The organism is Acinetobacter lwoffii, assembly GCF_052078135.1.
GTDB classification, from domain to species: domain Bacteria; phylum Pseudomonadota; class Gammaproteobacteria; order Pseudomonadales; family Moraxellaceae; genus Acinetobacter; species Acinetobacter lwoffii_Z.
Map to the genome: position 1 here is coordinate 1 of NZ_JBQGUZ010000032.1, position 24,420 is coordinate 24,420.

The window sequence follows — 24,420 nt, forward strand, 5'->3', positions numbered from 1 at the left end:
ATACGGTTGTCGGGGTATTGGGGAGACCCCAATCGGACTTGCAAACGAAGTTTGCATAAGTGCGCTCTTCGAGGAAAACATTACTATACATATAGCACCTTGAATGCATATTCAAGTGCGCTTATGTTAGGGATGGTTTCCCAGGATGATGGTATTGGATTAATGAGCGTTACTGAAACACTAGACAGCAAAATCAAGGCTCAGGAAGAAAAGCTGAAGCAGCTTAAAGCTCAAAGACAGGCAGCATTGGCAAGAGAACGTGCCAAAGAGAAAGAGCAGGCACGAAAGGATGATACCAGACGCAAGATTTTAATCGGATCCTGCATGCTAAAAATCACCGAAGAGGATGAACAGGCTCGGGCAAAATTGATTATGCAGATGGATAAATATTTAACGGATGAAAGAGATCGTAAGCTATTTGATCTGCCGATATTTAATTATTGATCTGTTGAAAAGATAAATAGGAATGTGAAATGAGATTGTTGATTGCTTTGATTTTTCCTTGGCTGCTGTTTTTCACGATAGGACGACCATTTGCAGGCATCATTTGTTTGGTACTTCAGATTACAGTTTTAGGTTGGATCCCGGCTGCCATCTGGGCAGTATATGCTTTGTCGCAATATAAGACCGATCAGAAAATTAGAAGAGCTTTAGGATAAGTAAGTTTAATAAAAAAGAATTATATAAATACCTAATATTTAGATCTTAACAACTATTCAATGTCAATTGTCAGACTTTAGCACAAGAAATATTAAGAAAAATGTGCTCAAAGTCTGACAATTGCTCTTTATTTTAATATATAAGATACTGTTATTAATTAATTTATTATAGTATTTAATACTTAGGACGACATATAAATGGCTAACTTATTACAAAAAATCTCATGGAATGAAAACCAATATCAGATGCCAGATATTTCGGGATATTATGTTGAACAAGGTAAAGATAATTACATTGCTGAATCAGGAATAGGTCATGAATCTTGGAATTTTAATAAGACAGAATTAATTGATGGCAAAGTTTATGGTTATTTAAAAGCTGATGTATCTACTTTATTCAATGAAAAACATAATATTTTCTTCTTTTCTAGAAATTTGAATAATGAATTGTATTTAGTTGGCTACTATAAAGATTGTAAGTATCTGACTGAGAAAGAAAGACAAGAACTGAGAAAGAAAATGGCACATTCAGGTCTGTTAGATAAGCGTATTAATCAAGCGTATCGTATTTTAAGAGAAGAAGAAGATTTTTCAGAATGGGCTTGGGATGATGTAGAAGCTGAATTTGGATTTGAAATAAGTTCCTTTAAATTAGAAGTATTGCCTGAAAATGTATTCTTTTTTAAAGAAAGAATTCCATTTACTGAAGAAGAGTGGAAAGCTGCAACTGGTAAAGGATGGCAAGAAAGATATGGCAACTATTCAATTATTCCAAATCTAGAAATCTTTAAAAGTAAGATTATGAAGGAAGAATTTGCTTAGACTTCAGCTGGATTAGTCCAGTAAGCTCATACTTCTGAACCAAAGCTCGTTTAAAAGCGAGCTTTGTTGTATTTCGAATAAGAGATTTTATGTTAACTACTATAAAAAAAGGGATCCATGTCCCTTTTTCTCTAAAGCAGGAAAAAAGAAGACACTTTAATAAGTGTCTTCTTTTTTTACCAATCACTTGGTTTTATTATTTGTTGTGAAATTTGCTCGGGGAATTGACTGTTTTTCAGAGCATCTTGAGTAATATAAAGTAAATTTGTTGCACATCGATCTAGTGTATCTAGTGCTCTATTACATGGTTTTAGTAAGGTAACTTCTAAGCCCAATTCATTTTTTACAATATTAAGGGGTTCAGCAAGGTCAACATCATTTGTAATAATCACTGCATGTTCATACTTACCTTGAAATCCATCTCTTACTAAATGTACCCCAAGTTTTACATCTGAACCTTTTTCTTCTGCCGCTAGAATTTTGACAAATCTTGGATTTGGTGAAATAGCGCAAGTTCTAGCTCTTGGCTGAAATTCTAAAGGTTCTTTTAACTTAGCGACTTTATCGCGTATCTTAAAGCTACCTAAATGGATATTAACAATGTTAGTCGACTTAAGAGCATTAATATAAACTTGTTGGTCCCTAGGCGCGGAAGGATTAATCTTATTACTAACCCGAGCAGTATAGAAATTAATCTCTTGAATATCTAAATTAGAAGGAAGAGAGTGTTTACATAATTCTAATAAGTTCAGCCATTTAAAATTGGTTTTTTTCAATGCTCGATAATAGAGATTGAATCCATCTACATATACGACCGTTTTCATTTTACCCCCTAGATAACAAAAACCCGCCTTAATTTAGGCGGGTTTTTGGCCTGTAGCACGCTACAGGTAAATTCGAGTCCGCAGCACGCTGCAGATGAGCTTTCTTGTATTAACTACAAGTAATTGGCCTACAGCACGCTGTAGGTAAGTTATATTCGTATTATAGAAAAAAAATAAATTTGTTAAAAATGTCAAAAAGTTAAATGGGTAAACTTAACTAAATATCATTTTATATCAAATACTTACAATAAAATATATTGACAAAAGCCAATTAAACTAATATAAGTCCTAAGGACTTATATTAGTTTAATAGTCACAAGTAAAATGAAGATAGAAGATGCATTGCGTGATTGGCTCCTAAATGAATACAAATTAGTAGCTATATCTAGACAAGACTTATTAGTAAATTTTTTGCGAATGTGGATTGATAAGAAATATAAGAATGAATCTATTGAAAATATTACAGCTCGTAAAAATCCATTTAGGACATTTGAGCGTTGGTGTAAGACTAATGAAAGAAAGAAAATTATTACTGGAGACAAGTGGTCTACAAAAGGATACCGATACTATTTAATTAGTAATAGGAATAAAGAAATTGATAGAGTGGTTTGTGCTATTTATCCCTTTGGATATCTAGCTTATTTGTCTGCAATCCAACATTATAAGTTAGTAAGTTATAGAACCTCTTCCACATATTTTGTATGTCCTAATCGCTCTGAATGGAAATCGTTATGTTTAAAACGATTAAAGACGATACTTCCTGAGTGGAATGAAAAAAATAAAGGAACGCCTCTCTTTTATGCGGAATTGCATGATTTGATCCCTACTTATCCTGTAGAAGAAGAAATATTAAATTCTCAAGTTATACTTCTTAATCAAAAGAAAAACGCCAATTTTGAAACTTGGAAAGATATACGAGTAGAATATATTATTGATTTATATGTAGATATGTTGAGAAGCCCTCAATTTTGCGGAGGTTTAGAAGAAGTAATAAAAATATATAATCAGACTGTTGATAGATATCTGGAGGCTATCATAGCTTTACTAAATAGTAGTTACGGAACACAAATAGATAGGGCTAGATTTGGTTTCATTTGTGAAAAATACCTTCATATAAAACATCCAGCTTTTGAGAAATGGAAAGAGGAACAAAAAAATAAAAGAGGAGGAAGCCGAAAATTAGTGGCATCCTTGGAATTTGATCCAATTTTTGATGAAGATTGGAATATATCTATTAACCATGAATTTGCTAAGAATATTCCATCTAACAGAACCATTAATATCAAAATAGACTTACCCACTATATCTGTTACAGGCATGAAAATTTTGAAACATTCATAATTGGCCATTTGTTCAAAATGTCTTATAGATTCGTCTATATTCCTTTATTAGAGCCAAAATCATCGCACCTAAGATGCCTAATATTAAGTAATTTCCACGTTTAATCAGTCTATAAGGAGAAATCCCTTCCAATATAGTTCCTGCTACCTATGCCTGCAATTTAGCTGATTGATAGTCTATTCCTAACTTTACTATTAAGATGAAACTAAACACTATAATTAGAATCCACCATATTTTTGTACTAACCATAAATGGGAAAAATTATTTCTAATAACCTTCTCATGATTACCTCATTATTTTTTAATTTAAAGATTTTCTAAAATTAACATAATACTGATTATGCGAAACGAGAGCTTACAGCTCTCGTTTTTTTGTTCTGGAACTGCTAAAATTCTTATACGCCATTGACGTACTTTAACCTATGTTATTCATTGAAACCAGTATTTTTACCAAGCAAATCAAAGAGCTTGTGAGTGATGAAGAGTATCGTCAGCTCCAGCAAGATCTCTTGGTACAGCCCGATAAAGGTGACTTAATCAAGAATGGCGGTGGCATTCGTAAAGTACGTTGTGCTCAAGGTAACAAGGGTAAAAGTGGTGGTATCCGGGTGATCTATTATTGGGTCACAGAGGATGATCAGATCTTTTTCCTAGTCGCTTATCCAAAGTCTGTGAAAGATAATCTGACAGACAAAGAGACCTCGATCCTGCGTCAATTAGTGAAGGAGCAATTTCATGGATAACAACTTATTTGATGACCTGGTTGCTTCGATTAAAGAAGCTGGTGCCATCAAACGTAATGAGCTGAAAGCAAGTCGAGTGACAGAGCTTGAATTGCCAGATATTAAAGAAGTACGTGAGAAAACTGGGTTAACCCAAGCAGAGTTTGCTGCACGTTTGCATATCAGCGCGAGAACTCTACAAAACTGGGAACAAGGTCGTCGCTATCCGACTGGTCCTGCAGCGACTCTAATTCGCATTCTGGATGCTCATCCAACTCTGATTTAAAAAGTTTAGATAATAAAAAACCCCGGCATCCTGCCGGGGTTTTTCATATTGGGTTGCTAGGTATGACTCCTGTCTTACCTCACGCTCCTGGTGCGATCTTTCTTATTCTTGTTGTTTGGAACATCCTGTTCTCTATGTGCCCATCATAGGAAAATTCACCTATCCTGGACAGCAGCAAAGAGCAGAGATTGATGTGAGCCAAAGCGTACAAAATAGCCTAAATTTTATCCCCAGCAATTGGGGATAGTTTTGGAACCTGGATCCGTATGAAATGGGCATTGATTGCCAAATTGATCGTTTTTTAGCCAATTTTGCTGGCAAAATGTTACAGATTCGCTTAAAAACTCACCAACTTATTACAAAAGCCGATTTTCGGATGTTTTGTAATCAGGGTTAAAATTTTAAGTTATTGATATTTAAATTAATATACAAGTGTACTTCGTATAACATCCATTATGTTAAATGGCCTAAAAAGGGACCTCAGATTTGGGTCCCTTTTATCTAAATTATTTGTATGCTTGGATAGATTTTAGAATCTCCTGTCTGGCTTCTTCTACATTGCCCCAACCATTAAATTTCATCCATTTACCTTTTTCCAAGTCTTTATAATGTTCAAAGAAATGTTTCATTTGATCTAATTGAAGCTGAGGGAGGTCGCTCAGATCTTCAACATTGTTATATAGAGGTGTGAGCTTAGAATGAGGTACAGCAATGATCTTTGCATCAATACCGGCTTCATCTTCCATATACATGACTCCGACAGGTCTGCTGCGAATTACTGATCCTACAGCAACCGCATGGGGAGCTATTACAAATACATCTAAGGGATCACCATCCTCGCTTAATGTTTGAGGAATATAACCGTAATTGTACGGATATGACATTGCTGTACTTAGAAAGCGATCAACCAATAAAGCATCATATTCTTTATTCACTTCATACTTGATGGGTTTAGCATTTGCCGGGATTTCGATAATGCTATTAAAGTCATCTGGTGGATTAGTACCTGCTTTAACATTTTTAAAACTCATTGTTTTACCTTCTAATATTTAGATTATTAATGATTAGTGAAAAATTGATAGGAAAGTATTCCTAGTACTGTAAAGATTAATGAACCTATTACATGGATGGCTATTGTTGAGATAGCATATTCAAACTTTGAAGCTTGTAGCAACGCAACAATTTCAACTGAAAATGTTGAAAAGGTCGTTAAAGCACCGCAGAAGCCTGTCACAACGAATAACTTATAATTAGGGCTTATTGAGCTATTTGAAAAAAATGATACAGCTAATCCAATAATAAAAGCACCGATTAAGTTAACAATCACTGTCCCGAAAGGAATATTTTCAAATACGCTATTAAATCTTAGACTTATGCCCCAACGAAGCCAGGCACCGATTACAGAACCGAGAGCAATTGATAAAAGAGAAAGATACATGTCTGCTCCTAGTTATGAGCAGCAAAAGATATATAAATAAAGAACTTTATGACGGGAAAACATAGCGTAGCTCCATTTTGTAAAAGCAGAGCACGCGACTACGTACCCTGCTTGAGGGAAACGTAGGTATCATCAGCCAGAATTGGCGGTTTGTGTAAGGAGGATAGCCATCTCCTTTGAGCACTATTATTTAAAAATTGATTAGCTAATTCAACAACCTTCTATTATTAAAATACGTAAGTTTGATACTTTTTTATCTTTAGTTTAGTAAAACTTGAAACTTTTCATTTTTTCTATAATCTTTTTGGAAAGGGTGTCCAGCTAAGCTGAGGCAGGTGTTTGTTGTAGTCGGGCCGCTACAATATTGATAAAGAGCACCTGTATGTTTAATTTCAAGATTTTTAATAAAGTCTCTACGGAAGTATTGACGATCAAAAATGATCTTCAGCTTAATGCTGAGCTGCAATTAATTAATAAATATAAAACGGCTATTTCTGAAGATTATAAACAGGCTATTGTTTTGATCTTTAAAGAACGCGGCTACACACGTTTGGAAATAGGTCAATTACTTGGGGAGCTAAAAGCTTCATAAAATACAGATTAAACAAAGCTTGGATATACATCCAGGCTTTATAAAAAAGTACCTAGCTGTTACCCTTGTCCTGATTTTTTTACTCTAAAAAGTTCCTTCATCTTATGACACCTACGCCACCTTAAGTTTATTTACCTTCTTAAATCTGTAAATAACTCATCACTGTCTAGTGATGTGGTGTAGTCGCTTGTGTGTTGTATATATCACATCACTAGCCTATCTGAAAAATTAAAAAACAGGCTATGTTTATGTTATCTAATGTCCGAGAACAGTGGTTCTCTAACATCCGTGGGGATGTACTTGCCGGATTAGTCGTCGGTCTTGCACTTATTCCTGAAGCCATCGCATTTTCAATTATTGCAGGTGTAGATCCTAAAGTCGGTCTATACGCATCCTTCTGTATTGCCGTCGTGATTTCTTTCGTAGGTGGTCGTCCCGCAATGATTTCAGCTGCCACAGGGGCTATGGCACTGCTTATGGTCACATTGGTCAAAGAGCATGGGCTTGAATATCTGCTGGCAGCAACAATTCTGACAGGCGTGATTCAGATATTGGCAGGCTATTTAAAGCTCGCCAAGTTAATGCGGTTCGTATCTAAATCTGTAGTTATTGGATTCGTAAATGCGTTAGCGATCTTAATTTTCATGGCTCAGTTGCCTGAACTGATTAATGTGACCTGGCATGTATATGCTCTGGTTGCTTTAGGTCTGGCGATTATTTATCTCTTTCCTTTGGTTCCCAAATTAGGAAAATTACTCCCTTCTCCACTTGTCTGCATCATTGCAATCACATTACTGGCAATTGCTCTAGGAATTGATGTACGAACTGTGGGTGATATGGGATCGTTACCTGACACACTTCCAATGTTCTTGATTCCAAATATTCCTTTGAATATTGAAACATTGATGATTATTTTGCCTTATTCGGTAGCACTGGCGGCTGTAGGTTTACTTGAATCGATGATGACAGCAACCATCGTGGATGAAATGACAGATACGCCAAGTGATAAATATCAGGAATGTAAGGGACAAGGGATTGCGAATATTGCTTCTGGCTTTATGGGTGGCATGGCCGGTTGTGCCATGATTGGCCAATCTATGATTAACGTAAAATCAGGCGGCCTTACACGCTTATCAACATTCTCTGCGGGTATTTTTCTTCTTATTCTGGTTGTATTTATTAGCGACTGGCTCAAAGTGATTCCAATGGCTGCATTGGTAGCGGTAATGATCATGGTCTCTATTAGTACTTTTGAATGGAGTTCTGTCACTCAGTTAAAAGATAATCCTAAGAGCAGTAATATCGTCATGATTGCGACAGTGATTGTAGTTGTTGCTACGCATAACTTGGCTCTAGGTGTATTAACGGGCGTATTGCTTTCAGCCTTGTTCTTGGCGAATAAACTTGAAAATGATATCCAGGTGACAGCTTCTTTTGAGGGAACGGCCCGTTTGTATGATTTGAGAGGTCAGATCTTCTTTAGTTCTTCTGAAAAATTCATGCAAGGTTTTGACTTTAAAGAGGATGTAAAGGATGTGATTATTGATTTGACCCATTCTCACATTTGGGACGTAACATCAGTCGCCATGCTTGATTCTGTTGTAAATAAATTTCAAAAGAATGGTGTGAATGTCACTGTGCGTGGCTTAAATGAAGCCAGCTCTATCATGATTGATAAGTATGGAACACATGCCAGAATCTAAGTGAAGGAGACTCTACATTTATGTAGAATCTCTAAAATTAACATAATACACCTTATACGAAATGTGTTATAATTTATATTGAAATTCAAATACTTATTTCAAATTTCATAGCCCAAACATCACTGTTTGGGCTTTTTTTATGATTTATCACGTTCCACGCTTAATATATAAACAATGTTCCGCGGTTTTATTCAGTTTTAATAAACCTCATCCGGTTTTTTGAGGAGTCATTATTTCATGTGCTTGTACTGAAATTGGCTCATCAAAAAATTGGAGTCCTGACTAACCATACGGAAGGAAAAAACGGCTGAAGAAGCCCCTTTTTTTTGGTTCAGGCTCAACGTGCTCTGGAACAGGGATACGTTTATTCTCTGAAGTAGTCAATCCGTCATAATTCGATGCTAGTTCCGACCGAGGATCCGTTGCTATATCCTGTTTAAAACTCTGATCGGTAAACGTAGTCATATTGGCTTTTGGAGCTTCTAGTAAGCGCTGCATAGCTTCAATCTGTTCTTGATAAAACGATTCACGTTCTAAAGATTGATTTTCTCTCTGCATTGCCTGATTTAATTGTTTTTCCAGTATGTCAACTTGACGTTTTAGTGAGTCAACTTCTGTCAAGTTTTGACTGTTAGTTGATTGACTTTGGTTGACAGTAGAGTTGTTTTTTTGTGGTTCTCCAAAGACTCTCAAAGCCTCTGTAAAGTCAATTAAGCCATCAGATCCTTTTGATAAATTCCCTTTTTTTATATGAGCATAGACAGCCTGTCTAGAATATCCATATAGTTTTGCTAATTCTGAAACTGACAGTTTTTTCATTATGTAAACCAGTTTTCAATTTGTGTTAATACTTAACTGTTAACTTTACAATGTCAATTAACAACGTTATTGAAATCCAACTTTTCTGAGTAGAGGAAGTAACTCTCTAAATCTTTCTGAATCTTGCAGCATGTTAGCGATACGTATAGCAAACTGCTGATAGCTTTCTGTGCCTTGGGAATACTTACTCATCTCAGGAAGTTCAGATAGTTTATTGGCGAATAAGTGTCGTTGTTTATCTGTCATCTTTGAAAATAGGTCTAATGTATTTGGATCTCGTTCAGACTCTATAGACTGAGAAGCCAACTTCTTTTGCTTGAAACTGAAAGAGAAACCTGAGATTAAACGGCCATTTTTATGCTGTTGATAACTTACTTTAATATCTGTTTGTTCATTAATATCATTAACAGCTAAATCAAGGACTCTCTTTTTAAAATCACTCATTAATTTGTACTGATTCTCATCTATTCCTAACTGCGCACGAAAATCTTGTAAATTAACAATAGGAGTTTTCCCCGTACTTCTCCATTGAATTAACAATTCATAAAGCCTAGTTGAATACACACTTTTCAATTGAGATGTTTGGGTTAAAAGATATTGAGTAAAAAATTCTTTTACTCCATCGATACGACTAATCCCTTGGACCACAGCAGGCGTAAAAACAACCTCAATAGCACCCTCATTGTCTAAATATTTAACTTGTGAAATCCAGCGGCTTTTTACAAGTTTTCCATCTTCATCAAAAAAGCTGAATCGTCGATTAAATAAAGTTTCTTCTGCTTCTTTCATTCTTATATAAGCATTCTGTCGAGTAGTACCGAATACATCAGCATAACGTAAGGCATCTATTTTTAAGGGCATATCTGTAGTTAGCCCTGTACCAGTGTTTCTTGCATCTACAATTGCCAGTTGAACAATGTGAAATTCTGCTAGGGAAAGCATTTGAAATGCTTGATTTAAACGATTTGTTTTAACAACAAGATTTTTTGTCATGGTAACTAAATGTCTTGATATAAGTTATTAAGTAGCTTTAAAAGACATATTAATATAAATCATTTAAAAGACAAGTATAAATTAGTCTTTTAATGGTAACTAAACGTCTTTATATAGGTAACTAAACGTCTTTATATAGGTAACTAAACGTCTTTATATAGGTAACTAAACGTCTTTATATGAGGCGTGATAGTCTTTGCTAGCAAGGCTTACAGCTGGTCTAAAAGCATTTAAAAGCTTTAAAATATATTAAAAACACAGGGAAGGAAAAATTGCCCTTGGTTTTCGCTTCGCTCAAACTCTATTGAATCTCGCTTTCGCTCGATTCGTCGGGGCAATTTTTGGGTGAATATTTCCATGATTTTGAGAAAAGCAAAAGCAAGATCAAAAGCAGCTCGGAATTCGCTTCGCTCATTAGCTTTTTTACTCGCTTCGCTCGGTTTGGGAAGCCAACTTGGAAAGTTCGCACCCATGCGGGATGCTCTGCTATGCAGGTGATGGATGGATAGGGAGCTTGTAATCAGGGAAAGGGATGGGCAAATTTTCTCAGTTCGCTCGTAGACACTCGCTCTGTTTATCGACTCATGCCACGAGATTTCATTTTAGGCGCATGTTGCTGTGCTTTGAGTTGTTCTTGTCTGAGTTTCATCTGCTGTTCGGTTTTAATCTCGTCCACACATTTTTTAATGACCTTGTAGGACTGGTAGAGGGTCTGGTATTGCTTGGCTTTCTCTGGATGCTGCTTTTGGTATGTCTTCCAGGCATGTTCCTTGAATGCATCGTTTTGCAATAATTCCTTCACACCATGTTTTTTCTGATGCTCATGTTGGCCTTTTAGTTTTTTATGTTCCTGGTAAATCGCCTCACGTTGGGTTTCCCAGGCCTTTTTGCCAAACAGTAAGGGCTTGTTCTGGGTTAATTCGTTGTGTTGATCAACCAGACTTTGCAATTTGTCATGACTTTGCTTGAGTCCGCTTTTCACGATCTCCTGGGCAAGCTGCTGATTGAACTCGTTTTGATGTTTGTGCTGCTTGATCAGGGTTATTTCGGCTTGTTTAAGATTACGCTGCATGAAATCCAGGTCTAGATTCGCGTCTTTTGCGCTAATTTGGCCGTTGAGCAGTTGAACGAGGGTTTCCCTCTGTTTTTGCTCAAACAGGGCTTTTTCGTCGATTGGTGGCGTTTTAGCGCTATGTTCGATCTGAATCTGCTGTTCTTTTTTCAATTTGCTGAGGTTTATCTCATTTTCAGCAATCAGCATGTCCATATTTTTGCCGTATTGCAGCTGAGCCTGATTTCTCTGTTTGATTTCATCATTGCTTCGGCTGATTTCGGTTTCAATCCCTTTTCGGCGTAGTTCGGTGACTTTCGGTCCTTCGTGTAGGGTGGCTTCCAGACCATTCTCCTGGTCTTTGTAGCTGCGGTGGTCGACCCGGGCAGTGGATCCGGCCATATCCAGGTGCATATTGCAGATCTCGGCAAAGTGTTCGCGCCAGTGCTCGATTTCTCCACTGTGTTTCTGATCCAGTTCCCGGGTTTTATCCGTAAAGCCTTCTGGCGTGAGTTTGCGTGTGCTCATCAGGATATGCGCGTGATAATTGCGTTCATCACTGCCGGATCCGGTATGCGGTGCATGGATACAGGCATCAACCGCCACTTGGTGTCTGTCCACAATGCTAGAACACAGTTCTTCGAGCATGGCCAGGCGTTGTTCCTGGTTCAGTTCACTGGGAAAGGCAATTTCAAATTCCCGGGCGACTGTTGAATTTTTTCGGGTTTCCCGTTGCTCTACTTCGTTCCAGAGTTTTTCCCGGTTTTTTAAATGCTCTGGTGCACCTTCGGGTAAATAAATCTCTTTGTATTCCACACCGGTTTTTCGGCTGTAATCATGTTCCCGGCCTTCACGTTCACAATAGATCTTTTCACCTGCGCGATAGGCGATTGCAGCAGTGGCGGAACGCCCTGCTGATCGTGCTACGGTTTTGACTGAAAAGTGGTAAATCGCCATGCCTGTTTTTCGCTTTTAAATTTTCACGTAGTGAATTACAACCGTGCATACGGTTGTCGGGGTATTGGGGAGACCCCAATCGGACTTGCAAACGAAGTTTGCATAAGTGCGCTCTTCGAGGAAAACATTACTATACATATAGCACCTTGAATGCATATTCAAGTGCGCTTATGTTAGGGATGGTTTCCCAGGATGATGGTATTGGATTAATGAGCGTTACTGAAACACTAGACAGCAAAATTAAAGCCCAGGAAGAAAAGCTGAAACAGCTTAAAGCTCAAAGACAAGCAGCACTTGCAAGAGAACGTGCTAAAGAGAAAGAACAGGCTCGTAAAGATGATACTAGACGCAAAATTTTAATTGGATCCTGCATGCTAAAAATCACTGAAGAAGATGAACAGGCCCGGGCAAAATTGATTGCACAGATGGACAAGTATTTGACTGATGAACGTGATCGTAAGCTCTTTAATTTATAAGTGATAGGAAATCAATCATGGCATTGAGCCAATTCGATATTATTAAGTCTTTAGGTGAATCTATTGAATGGTTTGAAAAAGAACTCTCTTGGGGAATGCCTATTGCAGAATTAAGGCATTTAACAGGAAGAATTGGGGAACTTTATGTAGCTATGATGACCTTAGGACAATTAGCTGATTCAGTTAATCAGAGAGGTTATGATGTAGTTTCCAGTACTGGACAAAGAATTTCTGTTAAGACTGTTACTACAGCAAGTCATGTCGATTTTAATCTTAAAACGATTGAGTTAGTGGACAGAATTATTGTTTTAAGAATTAACCCAGAGGACCTCTGTATTGAAGTAGTCTATGACTTAAATATGGAGCAGTTTCAGGCTAAGTCACGAGAATACAAAGGGAAATATATTTTAGGTATTTATAACAAAATACTTTTAGCTAATTCAAAAATAAATATAGGGTTAAATATTCCTACTGAAACAGAACTGAAAGTTGAAAATAATCATGAGCTATTGATTTTAAATAATATTTTTTATGATGGATATGAGATAAAACAATATGAAAATGCAAAAATTGAAGTTTATAAGGATGGTGAAAAACAACCATCAGCTAAAGAAATTTTGAGGCAGATAGCCCTCCCTTTAAATGTCTCTTTAAATAATTCAGCCGGAAATCCTAAAAATACTCAGCAATTAGGGGATCATGTGATCAAGGCAATAAAGAACTTTAGATCAACCTGATTACGCATAAGAGATTTTATGTTAAATGCATGATCAAAAGACTTAATTCATAAGTCTTTTGAAAGCACTTTATTATATTAATTTTATTCTAAATAATTTTTGTACTGGTTAAGTTAAAGCTTTACTTTTTAAGATAGAAAAGCTATCTCCATGTGTGCTTAACAGCTCTATAAAAGCTGGAATAGTAGAGCTATTCAGTAAATAAGGATTAAATTCATCATTATGATAATGCTTAAAGAAATCAATAACTTCTTTATGAATCATGACATATTTCATATGCCATGCAGAAAATAAATATTTTTCGATATTTTCGAAAGATAAAACTTCACAGTTTTTATGACGTGGATCTTTTAAAATTTTTTCATAAAATAGATATTCTACTTTATCTTTCTGACCTTCTAAGCATTGAATAAAGTAATCGTTTCCATAATAAAGAACACCATAAATTTCATTTAGGCTATTAAAAGCTACGGCTTCTGTCAAAATATCATATAGATCATTTACCGGATTAATATTACTTTTGATCTTACTTACATATAGTAGTCTAAAGTCATTCATAGCTTTTGCCTTAATGAAAATTTTAAAAATTTTTAATACGATTAGGGTCTGTTGACATTTCAAGTATAGAATTTACCCGATAAAGGTAGCCAAATAAATATACAAGCTAATGAACCGTACCGGGTTTGTCGGAGACTTTTTTATTTAAGTTATCCGACTGGTCCTGCAGCGACTTTAATTCGCATTCTGGATGCCCATCCAACTTTGATCTAAATATTTTAGATAATAAAAAACCCCGGCATCCTGCCGGGGTTTTTCATCGTTGCTGATTGTGCTGTTGTACCCTCTGGTCCATGTGCAATAACTTATAATTTTTGTTTTATGTTATGGAACATCCTGTTCCTGATGACTTGATCATAGGAAAATTCCACTGTTCCAGGTAGTAGCAAAGGGCCGAGATTGATGTGCGCCAAAGCGTACAAAATAGCCTAAATTTTATCCCCAGAAATTGGGGATATTTTTGGCCCTGGGAAGACCGAGAACATTGGGAAAATGTCGAATTTGAGCATTTTTTAACCGATTTTATTGGCTAAATGTTACAGATCTGCTTAAAAAACACACGAGTTGTTAAAACGTCTGTTTTTTGATCTTTGGGGTTTTGAATTTGTGAGTTTAAGTATTTGATAAATAAAGCTATTTAAAAAGGCATTTCGTATAATGCCCATTATGTTAAATAATTAAGGATAAAAGCTTTATTACTAAATAGAACAGTTGCTTAAAGCAGTATAGAGTTAAGTTTGCATTTTAATATCAAGTTGTCTTTCAGCACCGATAATCACCATACGAATCCCATTTTCAAAAATGTCATCCGCATTCATATTTTGTAAGGTATTCACTCCTTGGAGCATGAGTGGATATATAGTTGGATCGGCTTCGAATGGTGGGTCTGATCTTATTTCTTCTTGCTGCTCCTCAAGGACCCACCCAACAATAAACCTTCCTAATGTCATAAGTAATGCAACTGCTTCAACAGGAGAAAACCCAGCATGAGATAACAGCGCAACTTGGGCCTCAATCGTGTTGAAATGTCCTTGACTGGGGCTAGTTCTTGCATGTAGACGAGCACCATCACGGTAAGCTAGTAGTGCTCGACGAAAGCTTACAGAATTAGCGAGCAACCAATCTTGCCATGTCATCCCATCGATGGGTAAAGAAACTAAATGGTGTTCATTTATAATGGTTTCCGCCATTGCTTCCATTAACAAGGATTTATTCTTGAAATGCCAATATAGAGTTGGAGATTTAATACCCAATCGTTGAGCTAGCTTGCGTGTGGTTATTGAATCTATGCCTTCTTCATTCAACATATCCAATGCGGTACGCAGGACTATTTCACGTGTCAGACGTTGAGGTGCAATATCTTTTTTACTCATAAATCTATCACTGATAGGGAGTGTGTGAGAGAATATTAATTCTATCATTGCTAGAGAAGGCATTTGTGAAGAAATCATTGAGCGTGATTTTAATCACTATATTTCTGGATGCTGTTGGGATTGGTTTAATTATGCCGATCTTGCCTGAATTATTACGGTCATTGGCTGGAGCTGAAGCAGGCGGTGTTCACTATGGTGCTTTATTAGCTGTGTATGCTCTGATGCAGTTCATTTTTGCACCTATCCTTGGAGCGTTGAGTGACCGATTTGGACGTCGACCTGTATTAATTATTTCAATTGCTGGTGCAACGGCTGATTATCTCCTAATGGCTGCTGCTCCTTCTCTATTGTGGCTATATATTGGTCGTATTTTTGCGGGAATTACAGGTGCCAACATGGCTGTTGCAACAGCTTATGTTTCAGATATTACTCCAGCCCATGAGCGTGCAAAAAGGTTTGGTCTCCTTGGAGCTGTCTTTGGTATTGGGTTTATAGCGGGTCCGGTAATAGGTGGAGTTTTGGGTGAATGGAACTTACATGCACCGTTCTTTGCTGCTGCTTTTATGAATGGGATTAATTTAATAATGACAGCAGTCTTATTAAAAGAATCAAAACACAGCAATAAAATGACTGAGAAGGTTCAGGAGCAATCAATATTAAAGAAATTATCCTATTTGATCACTCAACCTAATATGGCTCCATTGCTTGGTATCTTTTTAATTATCACATTGGTTTCACAAGTCCCCGCAACTTTATGGGTTATCTATGGGCAGGATCGTTATGGCTGGAGTATATTTATTGCAGGTGTTTCCCTTGCTAGTTATGGAATATGCCATTCTATTGCACAGGCTTTTGCTATCGCCCCTATGGTAAAGAGGTTTGGAGAGAAAAATACGTTGTTATGTGGAATAGCTTGCGATGCAATTGGTTTACTTCTTTTATCTATTGCTGTTGAAGAATGGGTGCCTTTTGCGTTGTTACCATTGTTTGCCCTTGGTGGAGTAGCCGTTCCTGCTTTGCAAGCAATGATGTCCAGAGGTATTAGTGATGAAAGACAAGGTGAATTACAAGGGCTATTAAGCAGTTTTAATAGTCTGGGGGCTATAATTGGTCCTGTATTAGTTACTAGCCTCTATTTTATGACTCAGGCATCAGCTCCTGGAATGGTATGGGCATTAGCTGCAATACTTTATGTAATCACCCTACCCTTATTGCTTAAGTATCGCCTGAATAAATATTCTGGAGTTCCATAAAATATTTAATTTATTGGTTTAAAAACTAATGGATTCTATAGTTTATCTAAAATTAACATAATACACGTTATACGAATTCCCAAGGCATGGCTTTTAGTCATGCTTTTTTTATCAAAAGACTATACCTGAATGATAGCGAGCCAAATCGCATACAATATCTATCATTAGACTTAATGCAATAATTAAATGATAGTATTATCATTAATCTAATAGAATTAAGATTAAATGATAGAAATGAATACACGTATTTATCTACGAGCTTCAACTAAAGATCAAGATGCAGAAAGGGCTTTGCAGATTCTTCAGGATCTAAACCAAAACTTGAATTTGGGTGAAACCATTGTGTACGTGGAAAACTATAGTGGTACGAAGTTAGACCGACCTGAATTGAATAAGCTACTGTCAGAAGCAAATCAAGGTGACACATTGTTAGTTGAAAGTATTGACCGCTTATCACGCCTAACCCAACGAGATTTTCAAGAGCTGAAGCGCAGGATCCAGGAGAAGGGACTTCGTTTAGTCGTAGCAGATCTTCCTACTACCTACCAAATGATTCAAACCAGTGACAGCATTACTCATTCAATCTTGGAACTCATCAACAATATGTTGATTGATCTTCTGGCAACAATGGCCCGCCTAGACAATGAGAAACGTATAGAACGTATTAAGCAGGGCCTGGCACGTTCGGGTTACAAACCAACAGGCAAGAAGGCAAATGAGGCTAAACATAAACGAATAAAAGAATTGCTAGTAGTTGGCAATATGACTAAGGAAGAAATTGCCAAAGCAGTGAATTGTGGAGTTGCAACTGTCTATCGAGTTGCTAAAGTTATCTAAAAGAGGCTTATCTCAACGCGCCCCCAATGGGGCACCGCTGCATTCAGGTTACTTCACATAAGAAATTTTATGTTAAATGATTGTTAGAAATGCCCCTTGATCGAGGCATTTTCTATAAAGAATACTAAAAACTAATTAAAGCCAACCAAGTTTCAAAACAAGGCAGTTCTCAGCAATCATATTTTTAAATTATATAACTCCCAACTGAGCTTTTGCTCCAACGATAAGGCTTTCATTTTGAGTTTCTAAGGCAAATAAACCATACATCAAAGGAGAGGCCGCTGCTCTTTCTAAAGTCTGTTCATATAGTTTATTCCAAACTTTACCCCCTAGTTTTTCATACTCGATGATTAGAGTTTTGAGGCTTTCTTCTCCAAACAAAGTTACATGCCCAGCAAAATCAATCGCTGGGTCATCTATATGGGCTGTTGACCAATCAATAACGCCTGAAACAGCTCCATCCTTTGAAGCTAGTACATGCCCAGCATATAAATCGCCATGTATAAATTGGGTGAAATCTGCCCATAGAACATCATTATCCAACCATTTTCTGTAGCGGGTTTCCAATTGCTCACTTATACCAATTTCAGATTTTACTAACTGCAAATTGTTTGCTATTTCAGGTCTTAAATCTGAAGGTTTCATAATTTTCAAATCATTTTCCCGAACTTCTTTTTCAGGAATACTATGGATTTCAAATAAGGTTTTTGCCAAAGATGTTATGTATTTCGGGCTATCTTTGTCCATATTCCAAATTATTTCATAGGTTTCAGCATCCAAATTTAAAACAGGATTATCTTTAAGTATGGGATAAGCCACTAATTCTGTAGATGAAATTCTCCAATCAGGAACCTCTACAGAAAGATGTTTTTTTACCAATTCTAAAATGCGTTTTTCTTTCTTGATTTGTTCCCTCATGCCATCACGACGAGGAATACGCAGCAACCATTGTTGCCCCTTTGTATCAAGAGCAAAAACGACCTTAAAATCAATGCCCATTTCATTGAAATTCATTTTGTCCGTAAGCAACAAGCCGTGTGCTTCAGCAAGTGATTGAATATCTTGAATTGTCATTTTTAATTTCCTTTAAAGAGTTCAATAATTAATGTTCGGATTAGATTGGCTATCATTAACAATCTCTCTCAAAAGTCTTGATGATTTTGTGGTCTTTGATCTCGTAGATAATGTCAGCAATATTATCGACCAATTGCTTGTCATGAGATACGAAGATAATAGTTCCTGCATAGGACTTCATCATTGTTTCTAATGCGGCAATACTTTTTAGGTCAAGATAGTTTCCTGGTTCATCCATAAGCAAAATATTATATTTTCCTAAAAGCATTTTGGATAAAAGCAGTTTGATGATTTCACCTCCCGATAAGTCGGATAAGTTTTTTTGAATATCATTCGCTCCGATCCCCATTGAAGCCAATACTGCACGAATTTCCGCAACTGTGTACTCGCACTCTTCCTGCATAAAGGAGAGCACAGATTTATGCGTGTTAAATTTATATCCTGTTTGTGTAAAGTAGCCAATTTCAGCTTTTGGAGATATGGTTAATCCATCAGCACGTTCTGATATCATTTTTAACAAGGACGTTTTCCCTGTTCCATTCGATCCAGTTATAGCGACTTTAGCGCCAAGCGGTATTATAAAGTTAGCGTCATCAAAGATAGTACGGCTACCAAATTTTAAGCTCAGACCATCTGCCGTAATCGGGAACTTATTGTGCAGTTCTAGGGCTGAACTTTGACGAAAACGAATAGAACGCAAATGCTCTGGTGCTTGAATATCTTCTAATGCAGCCAAACGCTTTTCCATACTCTTAGCTGCCTGATACAGTTTTCTTTGCTTGGTGCCAGTCATTTTTGCATGCCCAAGTCGTCCAGCACTTTCGGTAGAGTTTTTGGATTTTTCTCCTTTTTTCTTATTGTCTAATCGATTAGCTTGCTGGCGTTTTTCTTGCACAGCAGATTCTAATCGCTCCCGTTCCTTCATCATCAGCTCATATTCTACGGCTTGGTGTTGTCGCTCTTCTTCTTTTTGACGCAAGTAATCCGAGTAACCACCCCAATATTCCGTAATTTTACCGTCTTTTAACTCCCATATCTTGTCTACAACCATATCAAGAAAATATCGGTCATGACTGATAACAAGTAATGCTCCATCAAATGCTTTAAGTTGACCAATAAGTAGATCTATTCCATTGAGATCAAGGTGGCTGGTTGGTTCATCCGCTAGAATGCCATGTACTTGTTGGGAAAATGCGGCAGCAATTTTTGCACGAGTTTCCTCTCCGCCACTCATTGTGTCGTTTTGTACATTGGAAACACCAAGGCGAGATAACATTGCCCGGTCTTCGACCGTTTCTATTTCGATTCCGCCCAGTTGGCTGATATGTGCAAAATCACCAAAACGCTGTAATGTCGCTTCGGCTAAAACAATTTCGCCATTAAGTACTTTGAGTAAACTACTCTTTCCTGCTCCGTTATCACCCACAAGACCAATACGGTCATAAGAGTGAATTTCCAATTCATCAATATCCAAAACATCACGCCCAGCATAATCCAAGCGTATGTTTCTCGCTTTAATAATTAAACTCATTTTTATTTACTCCTGTTTAGCTCTTGAAATTTTTTATGCAGCAAACAGGATTTAGGTGAAAACAAAAGCTAGCATCACAGTGTCCTCCCAAAAAAAAAGCTATTCATCCACAGGGTGGACAAATAGCTAGTCAATTAAGTTATAACTGGAAACTATGCACTAAAAGCATACTTATAAATTAAGCATACTTTTACTTTATATATCCGCATATATTCTTAAAGACACAACAAAAGCCCACCATTATAAAATAGTGTCACTATGCAAATAGTTGTGTCTTAACGAATGCGGATAGAATGCATAAACTTACCTAAAAAATAAAATTCAGTTTTATGATAACTTTACTGTTAAAAGAAGTCTAGACAACCTTGTTTTATGCTTGGATATAAGGCTTATTTTAAAATAATAGTAGTGAAGATTTTCTAAAATTAACATAATACACCTTATACGAAATGCGTTATAATTCCACTTAGAAATCAATGCTGTAGTTTCTAGTTGATAGCCCGAACATCCCTGTTCGGGCTTTTTTTATCTTTTTTAGTGTTCCACGCTTAATAAATAAGCAATGTTCCACGATTTTATTCAGTTTCAATAAACATCATCCGGTTTTTTGAGGAGTCATTATTTCATTGCTGGCAATGAAATTGGCTCATCAAAAAAGTGGAGTGCTGGCTAACCATAAGGAAGGAAGAAACGGCTCAGGAAGCCCCTTTTTTTAGGTTCAGGCTCAATATGTTCAGGGATAGGGATCCGTTTGTTCTCAGGAGTAGTCAATCCGTCATAGTTTGATTCATCCTGTGACCGAGGATCTGTTGCTATATTCGAATTAGTAGATTCATTTAGCTGATTAATATTTTCTTGTTTTGGCTGTTCTAAGGTGCCTTTAAACTCAATTCTGTGAGTAAGATCTTCAATATGTTGCATCAAAGACTTTTCTCTTTGATTTGCTAAATCTAACTGATTTTTGAGTAAAGAAATCTGATCTTTTAATACATTTTCAACTTCAGATTGAACGTGTACCTGTACATCCTTCTGAACTTTTTCAGTGCGTGTACTGGACTGAACACTGATTGGATTGCCATAAACTCTAATAAGTTCCGATAAGTCTATAAGACCATCATGATCTCTTGATAATTCACCATTTTTTAAAGCCTCATATATTGTTGTACGTGATTTTTTAAAGGCTTTACTTGCGTCCATGACGCTGAATTTTGTTGTGTTCAATGTAATCCCTCAGTGCGTGTACAAGGATGTTCGTGTGAACATCCAATCTGAACATGAAGTTTATTTTGTATTAAAGCCTACTTTCTTTAGATAGGGGAGTAGTTCTTCAAATTTTTGTGGATCTCGTAGCATTTCAGAAATTCGAACTGCAAATTGTGAGTAGCTTTCAGTACCTTGAGAATATTTATTCATATCTGGAAGCTCAGATAATTTACTGGCAAAAAGATGACACTGTGCATCGGTAAATTTTGAGAAAATCTCAAGAGCAGTTTGCTCTTTAGTATGAGCTATAACGACTTTTTTCAGTTTAAAGGTGAATGAAAAACCAGAAATATTACGTCCCTTTTTATGTTGCTGACATTGGACGTTAATATCCGTATGTTCATTAATTTGAGCAATAGCTAAATTTAATACTCGATCTTTAAAATTTCCCATTCTTGTATATTCATCATCAAGAACGCCTATTTTTTGTCTGAACTCTGCAAGTTCAATAATAGGAGTTTGACCCGTACTGCGCCAAGCAATTAATAATTCATATAATCGCACAGCATAAGCGCTGCTGAGATTACTAATCTGTTGTAACTCATATTTAGTAAATTGTTCTTCTAAACGTGTAATAAGTGGCACGATTGCAGGGGCAAATATTAACTTTACTGTAGCTTCATCGTCGATATATCTAATTTCGCTGACCCAACGACTTAAAACATTCTCTACATTTCCTCTTTTATTAATTTCTTGATAGCTAAATTGACGTACAAATAGATCTTTACAGGCATCTTTTAACGCTTGGTAAGCTGTTTGTCTTGCAACATTAAATTGATTTACATAACTCTCAGCATGGACTTCTAAAGGGTCATTTGCATTGATTCCCCGACCACTATCTCTTGCTTCGACGATAGCTAATAAGATCAAACGTTGTTCTACTAAGTCTAAGTTATAACTCGCATTAATTAATGCATTGTCTTTAACTACTAAGTCCCGCATTCTATTTATCTACATTATTACTTATGAATATAAATCTATAATAATAAATATGTAGATTAATGCAAGGTAAACGTAGTTAAATCTACAAAAAAAATAATGTAGATTATTGGTAGGTAAACGTAGTCATATTGGTAGGTAAACGTAGTCATATTGGTAGGTAAACGTAGTCATATTGGTAGGTAAACGTAGTCATATAAGCTCTAGAAGCCTTTATTTACAAAGACTTGAGCCTCTCTAAAAGCATTTAAAAGCTTAAAAATAATTAAAAGCCCAGGGAGTAAAAAATTGCCCTTGGTTTTCGCTTCGCTCAAACTCTATTGAATCTCGCTTTCGCTCGATTCGTTGGGGCAATTTTTGGTTAATATTTTCGTGACTTTTAGAAAAAGCAAAAGCAACTCGGAATTCGCTTCGCTCATGAGCTTTTTTTCTCGCTACGCTCGATTTAAGAATCAAACTTGGAAAGTTCGCACCCATGCGGGATGCTCTGTAGGGTAGGTGATTAATGGATAGGGAGCTTGTAATCAGGGAAAGGGATGGGCAAATTTTTTCAGTTCGCTCGTAGACACTCGCTCTGTTTAGCGACTCATGCCACGAGATTTCATTTTAGGCGCATGTTGCTGTGCTTTGAGCTGTTGTTCCTGTCTGAGTTTCATCTGTTGTTCTGCTTTGATCTCATCCACACATTTTTTAATGACTTGATAGGATGGGTATAGAGTCTGGTATTGCTTGGCTTTGGCTGGATGTTGTTGTTGGTACTGCTTCCAGGCATGTTCTTTAAACTTTTCATTTTCCAATAAATCCTTCACACCATGTTTTTTCTGGTGTTCATGCTGACCTTTCAGCTTTTTGTGCTCCTGGTAAATCGCATCACGTTGGGCTTCCCAGGCTTTTTTTCCAAACAGTAAGGGTTTGTTCTGGGTTAATTCGTTGTGTTGATCGACCAGGCTTTGCAATTTGTCATGACTTTGCTTGAGTCCGCTTTTCACGATCTCCTGGGCAAGCTGCTGATTGAACTCATTTTGATGTTTGTGGTGCTTGGTCAGGGTTATTTCGGCTTGTTTGAGATTACGCTGCATGAAATCCAGGTCTAGATTCGCGTCTTTTGCGCTGATTTCGCGTTTTAGCACTTTGCCAAGGGTTTCCCTCTGTTTTTCCTCAAACAGGGCTTTTTCGTCAATTGGTGGCGTTTTAGCGCTATTTTTGATTTGGATCTGCTGTTCTGTTTTCAGTGTGCTGAGTTTGATCTCATTTTCAGCAATCAGCAGATCCATATTTTTGCCGTATTGCAGCTGAGCCTGATTTCTCTGTTTGATTTCATCATTGCTGCGGCTGATTTCGGTCTCAATCCCTTTTCGGCGTAGTTCGGTGACTTTCGGTCCTTCGTGCAGGGTCGCTTCCAGGCCATTCTCCTGGTCTTTGTAGCTGCGGTGGTCGACTCGGGCGGTGTATCCGGCCAGATCCAGGTGCATATTGCAGATATCGGCAAAGTGTTCGCGCCAGTGTTCGATTTCTCCACTGTGTTTCTGATCCAGTTCCCGGGTTTTCTCGGTAAAACCTTCGGGAGTGAGCTTGCGTGTGCTCATCAGGATATGGGCGTGATAATTGCGTTCATCGCTGCCGGATCCGGTATGCGGTGCATGGATACAGGCATCGACGGCCACCTGATGTCTGTCCACGATACTGGCGCATAGCTCTTCGAGCATGGCCAGGCGTTGTTCCTGATTTAATTCACTTGGAAAAGCGATTTCAAATTCTCGGGCAACTGTCGAGTTTTTTCGGGTTTCCCGTTGTTCAACTTCGTTCCAGAGTCTTTCCCGGTTTTTTAAATGTTCTGGTGCGCCTTCGGGTAAATAAATTTCTTTATATTCCACACCTGTTTTTCGGCTGTAATCATGTTCTCGGCCCTCACGTTCACAATAGATCTTTTCACCTGCCCGATAGGCAATCGCAGCAGTAGCGGAACGCCCTGCTGATCGTGCTACGGTTTTGACTGAAAAGTGGTAAATCGCCATGCCTATTTTTCGCTTTTAAATTTTCAGGTAGTGAAATACAACCGTGGATACGGTTGTCGGGGTATTGGGGAGACCCCAATCGGACTTGCAAACGAAGTTTGCATAAGTGCGCTCTTCGAGGAAAACATTACTATACATATAGCACCTTGAATGCATAT

The 24,420-nt window shown here is 37.2% G+C and carries 27 protein-coding genes and 1 riboswitch; of the genes, 12 read left to right on the top strand and 15 right to left on the bottom strand.

Annotation, left to right across the window (positions count from 1 at the left end; translation table 11 throughout):
• The first annotated feature begins 162 nt into the window (after nucleotides 1–162).
• From ACTL4S_RS15010 to ACTL4S_RS15020, 3 genes are all read left to right on the top strand, one after another.
• Nucleotides 163–444 (top strand): DUF8583 domain-containing protein, encoded by a 282-nt coding sequence (locus tag ACTL4S_RS15010; protein WP_423090345.1) that lies wholly within the window; start codon nucleotides 163–165, stop codon nucleotides 442–444.
• A 29-nt stretch (nucleotides 445–473) separates the two neighbouring features.
• A complete protein-coding gene (locus tag ACTL4S_RS15015; protein ID WP_441299608.1) occupies nucleotides 474–659 on the top strand; it encodes a YqaE/Pmp3 family membrane protein in 186 nt (61 codons plus the stop codon).
• A 198-nt stretch (nucleotides 660–857) separates the two neighbouring features.
• Nucleotides 858–1,481 (top strand): hypothetical protein, encoded by a 624-nt coding sequence (locus ACTL4S_RS15020; RefSeq protein WP_441299609.1) that lies wholly within the window; start codon nucleotides 858–860, stop codon nucleotides 1,479–1,481.
• Between the two features lie 176 nt (nucleotides 1,482–1,657).
• Here the strand turns inward: ACTL4S_RS15020 and ACTL4S_RS15025 are convergent, their stop codons facing one another.
• Nucleotides 1,658–2,305 (bottom strand): NYN domain-containing protein, encoded by a 648-nt coding sequence (locus ACTL4S_RS15025; RefSeq protein WP_441299610.1) that lies wholly within the window; start codon nucleotides 2,303–2,305, stop codon nucleotides 1,658–1,660.
• Between the two features lie 324 nt (nucleotides 2,306–2,629).
• On the opposite strand from ACTL4S_RS15025, the gene ACTL4S_RS15030 reads away from it, so the two are divergent.
• The 3 genes from ACTL4S_RS15030 to nadS all read left to right on the top strand — a co-directional run bounded on the left by ACTL4S_RS15030 (nucleotide 2,630) and on the right by nadS (nucleotide 4,653).
• Nucleotides 2,630–3,646, top strand: a complete 1,017-nt coding sequence (locus ACTL4S_RS15030) for a hypothetical protein (protein ID WP_441299611.1) — start codon at nucleotides 2,630–2,632, stop codon at nucleotides 3,644–3,646.
• Between the two features lie 421 nt (nucleotides 3,647–4,067).
• The gene (locus ACTL4S_RS15035; protein WP_000897309.1) at nucleotides 4,068–4,388 is read left to right on the top strand and encodes a type II toxin-antitoxin system RelE/ParE family toxin; all 321 of its coding nucleotides are present in this window, start codon (nucleotides 4,068–4,070) and stop codon (nucleotides 4,386–4,388) included.
• The gene (gene nadS, locus ACTL4S_RS15040; RefSeq protein WP_094069338.1) at nucleotides 4,381–4,653 is read left to right on the top strand and encodes a NadS family protein; all 273 of its coding nucleotides are present in this window, start codon (nucleotides 4,381–4,383) and stop codon (nucleotides 4,651–4,653) included. Before ACTL4S_RS15035 ends, nadS begins: the two co-directional genes overlap by 8 nt.
• Nucleotides 4,654–5,159: 506 nt before the next feature.
• Here nadS and ppa read toward each other — a convergent pair.
• A complete protein-coding gene (ppa, locus tag ACTL4S_RS15045; RefSeq protein WP_005225406.1) occupies nucleotides 5,160–5,684 on the bottom strand; it encodes an inorganic diphosphatase in 525 nt (174 codons plus the stop codon).
• A gap of 26 nt (nucleotides 5,685–5,710) precedes the next feature.
• Nucleotides 5,711–6,091, bottom strand: coding sequence for a fluoride efflux transporter CrcB (crcB, locus tag ACTL4S_RS15050; protein WP_005225409.1), 381 nt, complete (start codon nucleotides 6,089–6,091; stop codon nucleotides 5,711–5,713).
• A 116-nt stretch (nucleotides 6,092–6,207) separates the two neighbouring features.
• Nucleotides 6,208–6,275: riboswitch (Fluoride riboswitch) on the bottom strand.
• Between the two features lie 198 nt (nucleotides 6,276–6,473).
• On the opposite strand from crcB, the gene ACTL4S_RS15055 reads away from it, so the two are divergent.
• Nucleotides 6,474–6,683: a hypothetical protein gene (locus ACTL4S_RS15055; RefSeq protein WP_004282305.1), complete on the top strand. Its 210-nt coding sequence runs from the start codon at nucleotides 6,474–6,476 to the stop codon at nucleotides 6,681–6,683.
• Between the two features lie 248 nt (nucleotides 6,684–6,931).
• A complete protein-coding gene (locus ACTL4S_RS15060; RefSeq protein WP_004282306.1) occupies nucleotides 6,932–8,386 on the top strand; it encodes a SulP family inorganic anion transporter in 1,455 nt (484 codons plus the stop codon).
• A 282-nt stretch (nucleotides 8,387–8,668) separates the two neighbouring features.
• Here ACTL4S_RS15060 and ACTL4S_RS15065 read toward each other — a convergent pair whose 3' ends face one another.
• The 4 genes from ACTL4S_RS15065 to mobQ (ACTL4S_RS15080) all read right to left on the bottom strand — a co-directional run bounded on the left by ACTL4S_RS15065 (nucleotide 8,669) and on the right by mobQ (ACTL4S_RS15080) (nucleotide 12,206).
• Nucleotides 8,669–9,205, bottom strand: coding sequence for a plasmid replication DNA-binding protein (locus ACTL4S_RS15065; protein WP_441299612.1), 537 nt, complete (start codon nucleotides 9,203–9,205; stop codon nucleotides 8,669–8,671).
• Nucleotides 9,206–9,271: 66 nt separating this feature from the next.
• Nucleotides 9,272–10,198, bottom strand: coding sequence for a replication initiation protein RepM (gene repM / locus ACTL4S_RS15070; RefSeq protein ID WP_441299613.1), 927 nt, complete (start codon nucleotides 10,196–10,198; stop codon nucleotides 9,272–9,274).
• 239 nt (nucleotides 10,199–10,437) lie between these two features.
• Complete coding sequence (locus tag ACTL4S_RS15075) at nucleotides 10,438–10,671, bottom strand: hypothetical protein (RefSeq protein ID WP_441299614.1); 234 nt, start codon at nucleotides 10,669–10,671, stop codon at nucleotides 10,438–10,440.
• Between the two features lie 101 nt (nucleotides 10,672–10,772).
• The gene (gene mobQ, locus ACTL4S_RS15080) at nucleotides 10,773–12,206 is read right to left on the bottom strand and encodes a MobQ family relaxase (protein WP_441299615.1); all 1,434 of its coding nucleotides are present in this window, start codon (nucleotides 12,204–12,206) and stop codon (nucleotides 10,773–10,775) included.
• 209 nt (nucleotides 12,207–12,415) lie between these two features.
• Here mobQ (ACTL4S_RS15080) and ACTL4S_RS15085 point away from each other — a divergent pair, with 209 nt between their 5' ends.
• Nucleotides 12,416–12,682, top strand: coding sequence for a DUF8583 domain-containing protein (locus ACTL4S_RS15085; protein WP_006581723.1), 267 nt, complete (start codon nucleotides 12,416–12,418; stop codon nucleotides 12,680–12,682).
• Between the two features lie 17 nt (nucleotides 12,683–12,699).
• The gene (locus tag ACTL4S_RS15090) at nucleotides 12,700–13,419 is read left to right on the top strand and encodes a DUF6998 domain-containing protein (protein WP_001218546.1); all 720 of its coding nucleotides are present in this window, start codon (nucleotides 12,700–12,702) and stop codon (nucleotides 13,417–13,419) included.
• A gap of 108 nt (nucleotides 13,420–13,527) precedes the next feature.
• On the opposite strand, the gene ACTL4S_RS15095 is transcribed toward ACTL4S_RS15090, so the two are convergent.
• Nucleotides 13,528–13,977, bottom strand: coding sequence for a BLUF domain-containing protein (locus tag ACTL4S_RS15095; protein ID WP_311204766.1), 450 nt, complete (start codon nucleotides 13,975–13,977; stop codon nucleotides 13,528–13,530).
• 731 nt (nucleotides 13,978–14,708) lie between these two features.
• Complete coding sequence (locus ACTL4S_RS15100; RefSeq protein WP_004787586.1) at nucleotides 14,709–15,350, bottom strand: TetR/AcrR family transcriptional regulator C-terminal domain-containing protein; 642 nt, start codon at nucleotides 15,348–15,350, stop codon at nucleotides 14,709–14,711.
• A 65-nt stretch (nucleotides 15,351–15,415) separates the two neighbouring features.
• Here ACTL4S_RS15100 and tet(39) point away from each other — a divergent pair, with 65 nt between their 5' ends.
• On the top strand, nucleotides 15,416–16,603 hold the full coding sequence (tet(39), locus tag ACTL4S_RS15105; protein WP_004856455.1) for a tetracycline efflux MFS transporter Tet(39): 1,188 nt from the start codon (nucleotides 15,416–15,418) through the stop codon (nucleotides 16,601–16,603).
• Between the two features lie 225 nt (nucleotides 16,604–16,828).
• Nucleotides 16,829–17,440 carry a recombinase family protein gene (locus tag ACTL4S_RS15110; protein WP_015060246.1) on the top strand — a complete coding sequence of 204 codons (612 nt, stop codon included), beginning with the start codon at nucleotides 16,829–16,831 and terminating at the stop codon, nucleotides 17,438–17,440.
• 189 nt (nucleotides 17,441–17,629) lie between these two features.
• Here the strand turns inward: ACTL4S_RS15110 and ACTL4S_RS15115 are convergent, their stop codons facing one another.
• From ACTL4S_RS15115 to mobQ (ACTL4S_RS15140), 6 genes are all read right to left on the bottom strand, one after another.
• Nucleotides 17,630–18,514: an Mph(E) family macrolide 2'-phosphotransferase gene (locus ACTL4S_RS15115; RefSeq protein WP_000155092.1), complete on the bottom strand. Its 885-nt coding sequence runs from the start codon at nucleotides 18,512–18,514 to the stop codon at nucleotides 17,630–17,632.
• 55 nt (nucleotides 18,515–18,569) lie between these two features.
• On the bottom strand, nucleotides 18,570–20,045 hold the full coding sequence (msr(E), locus tag ACTL4S_RS15120) for an ABC-F type ribosomal protection protein Msr(E) (protein ID WP_000052512.1): 1,476 nt from the start codon (nucleotides 20,043–20,045) through the stop codon (nucleotides 18,570–18,572).
• Nucleotides 20,046–20,714: 669 nt separating this feature from the next.
• On the bottom strand, nucleotides 20,715–21,266 hold the full coding sequence (locus ACTL4S_RS15125; protein ID WP_257218333.1) for a plasmid replication DNA-binding protein: 552 nt from the start codon (nucleotides 21,264–21,266) through the stop codon (nucleotides 20,715–20,717).
• 60 nt (nucleotides 21,267–21,326) lie between these two features.
• Entirely contained in the window at nucleotides 21,327–22,250 is a 924-nt protein-coding gene (repM, locus tag ACTL4S_RS15130; RefSeq protein WP_004811812.1) for a replication initiation protein RepM, read from the bottom strand.
• A gap of 252 nt (nucleotides 22,251–22,502) precedes the next feature.
• Entirely contained in the window at nucleotides 22,503–22,724 is a 222-nt protein-coding gene (locus tag ACTL4S_RS15135) for a hypothetical protein (protein WP_441299616.1), read from the bottom strand.
• 101 nt (nucleotides 22,725–22,825) lie between these two features.
• Nucleotides 22,826–24,262, bottom strand: coding sequence for a MobQ family relaxase (gene mobQ / locus ACTL4S_RS15140; RefSeq protein ID WP_441299617.1), 1,437 nt, complete (start codon nucleotides 24,260–24,262; stop codon nucleotides 22,826–22,828).
• Nucleotides 24,263–24,420: the final 158 nt, after the last annotated feature.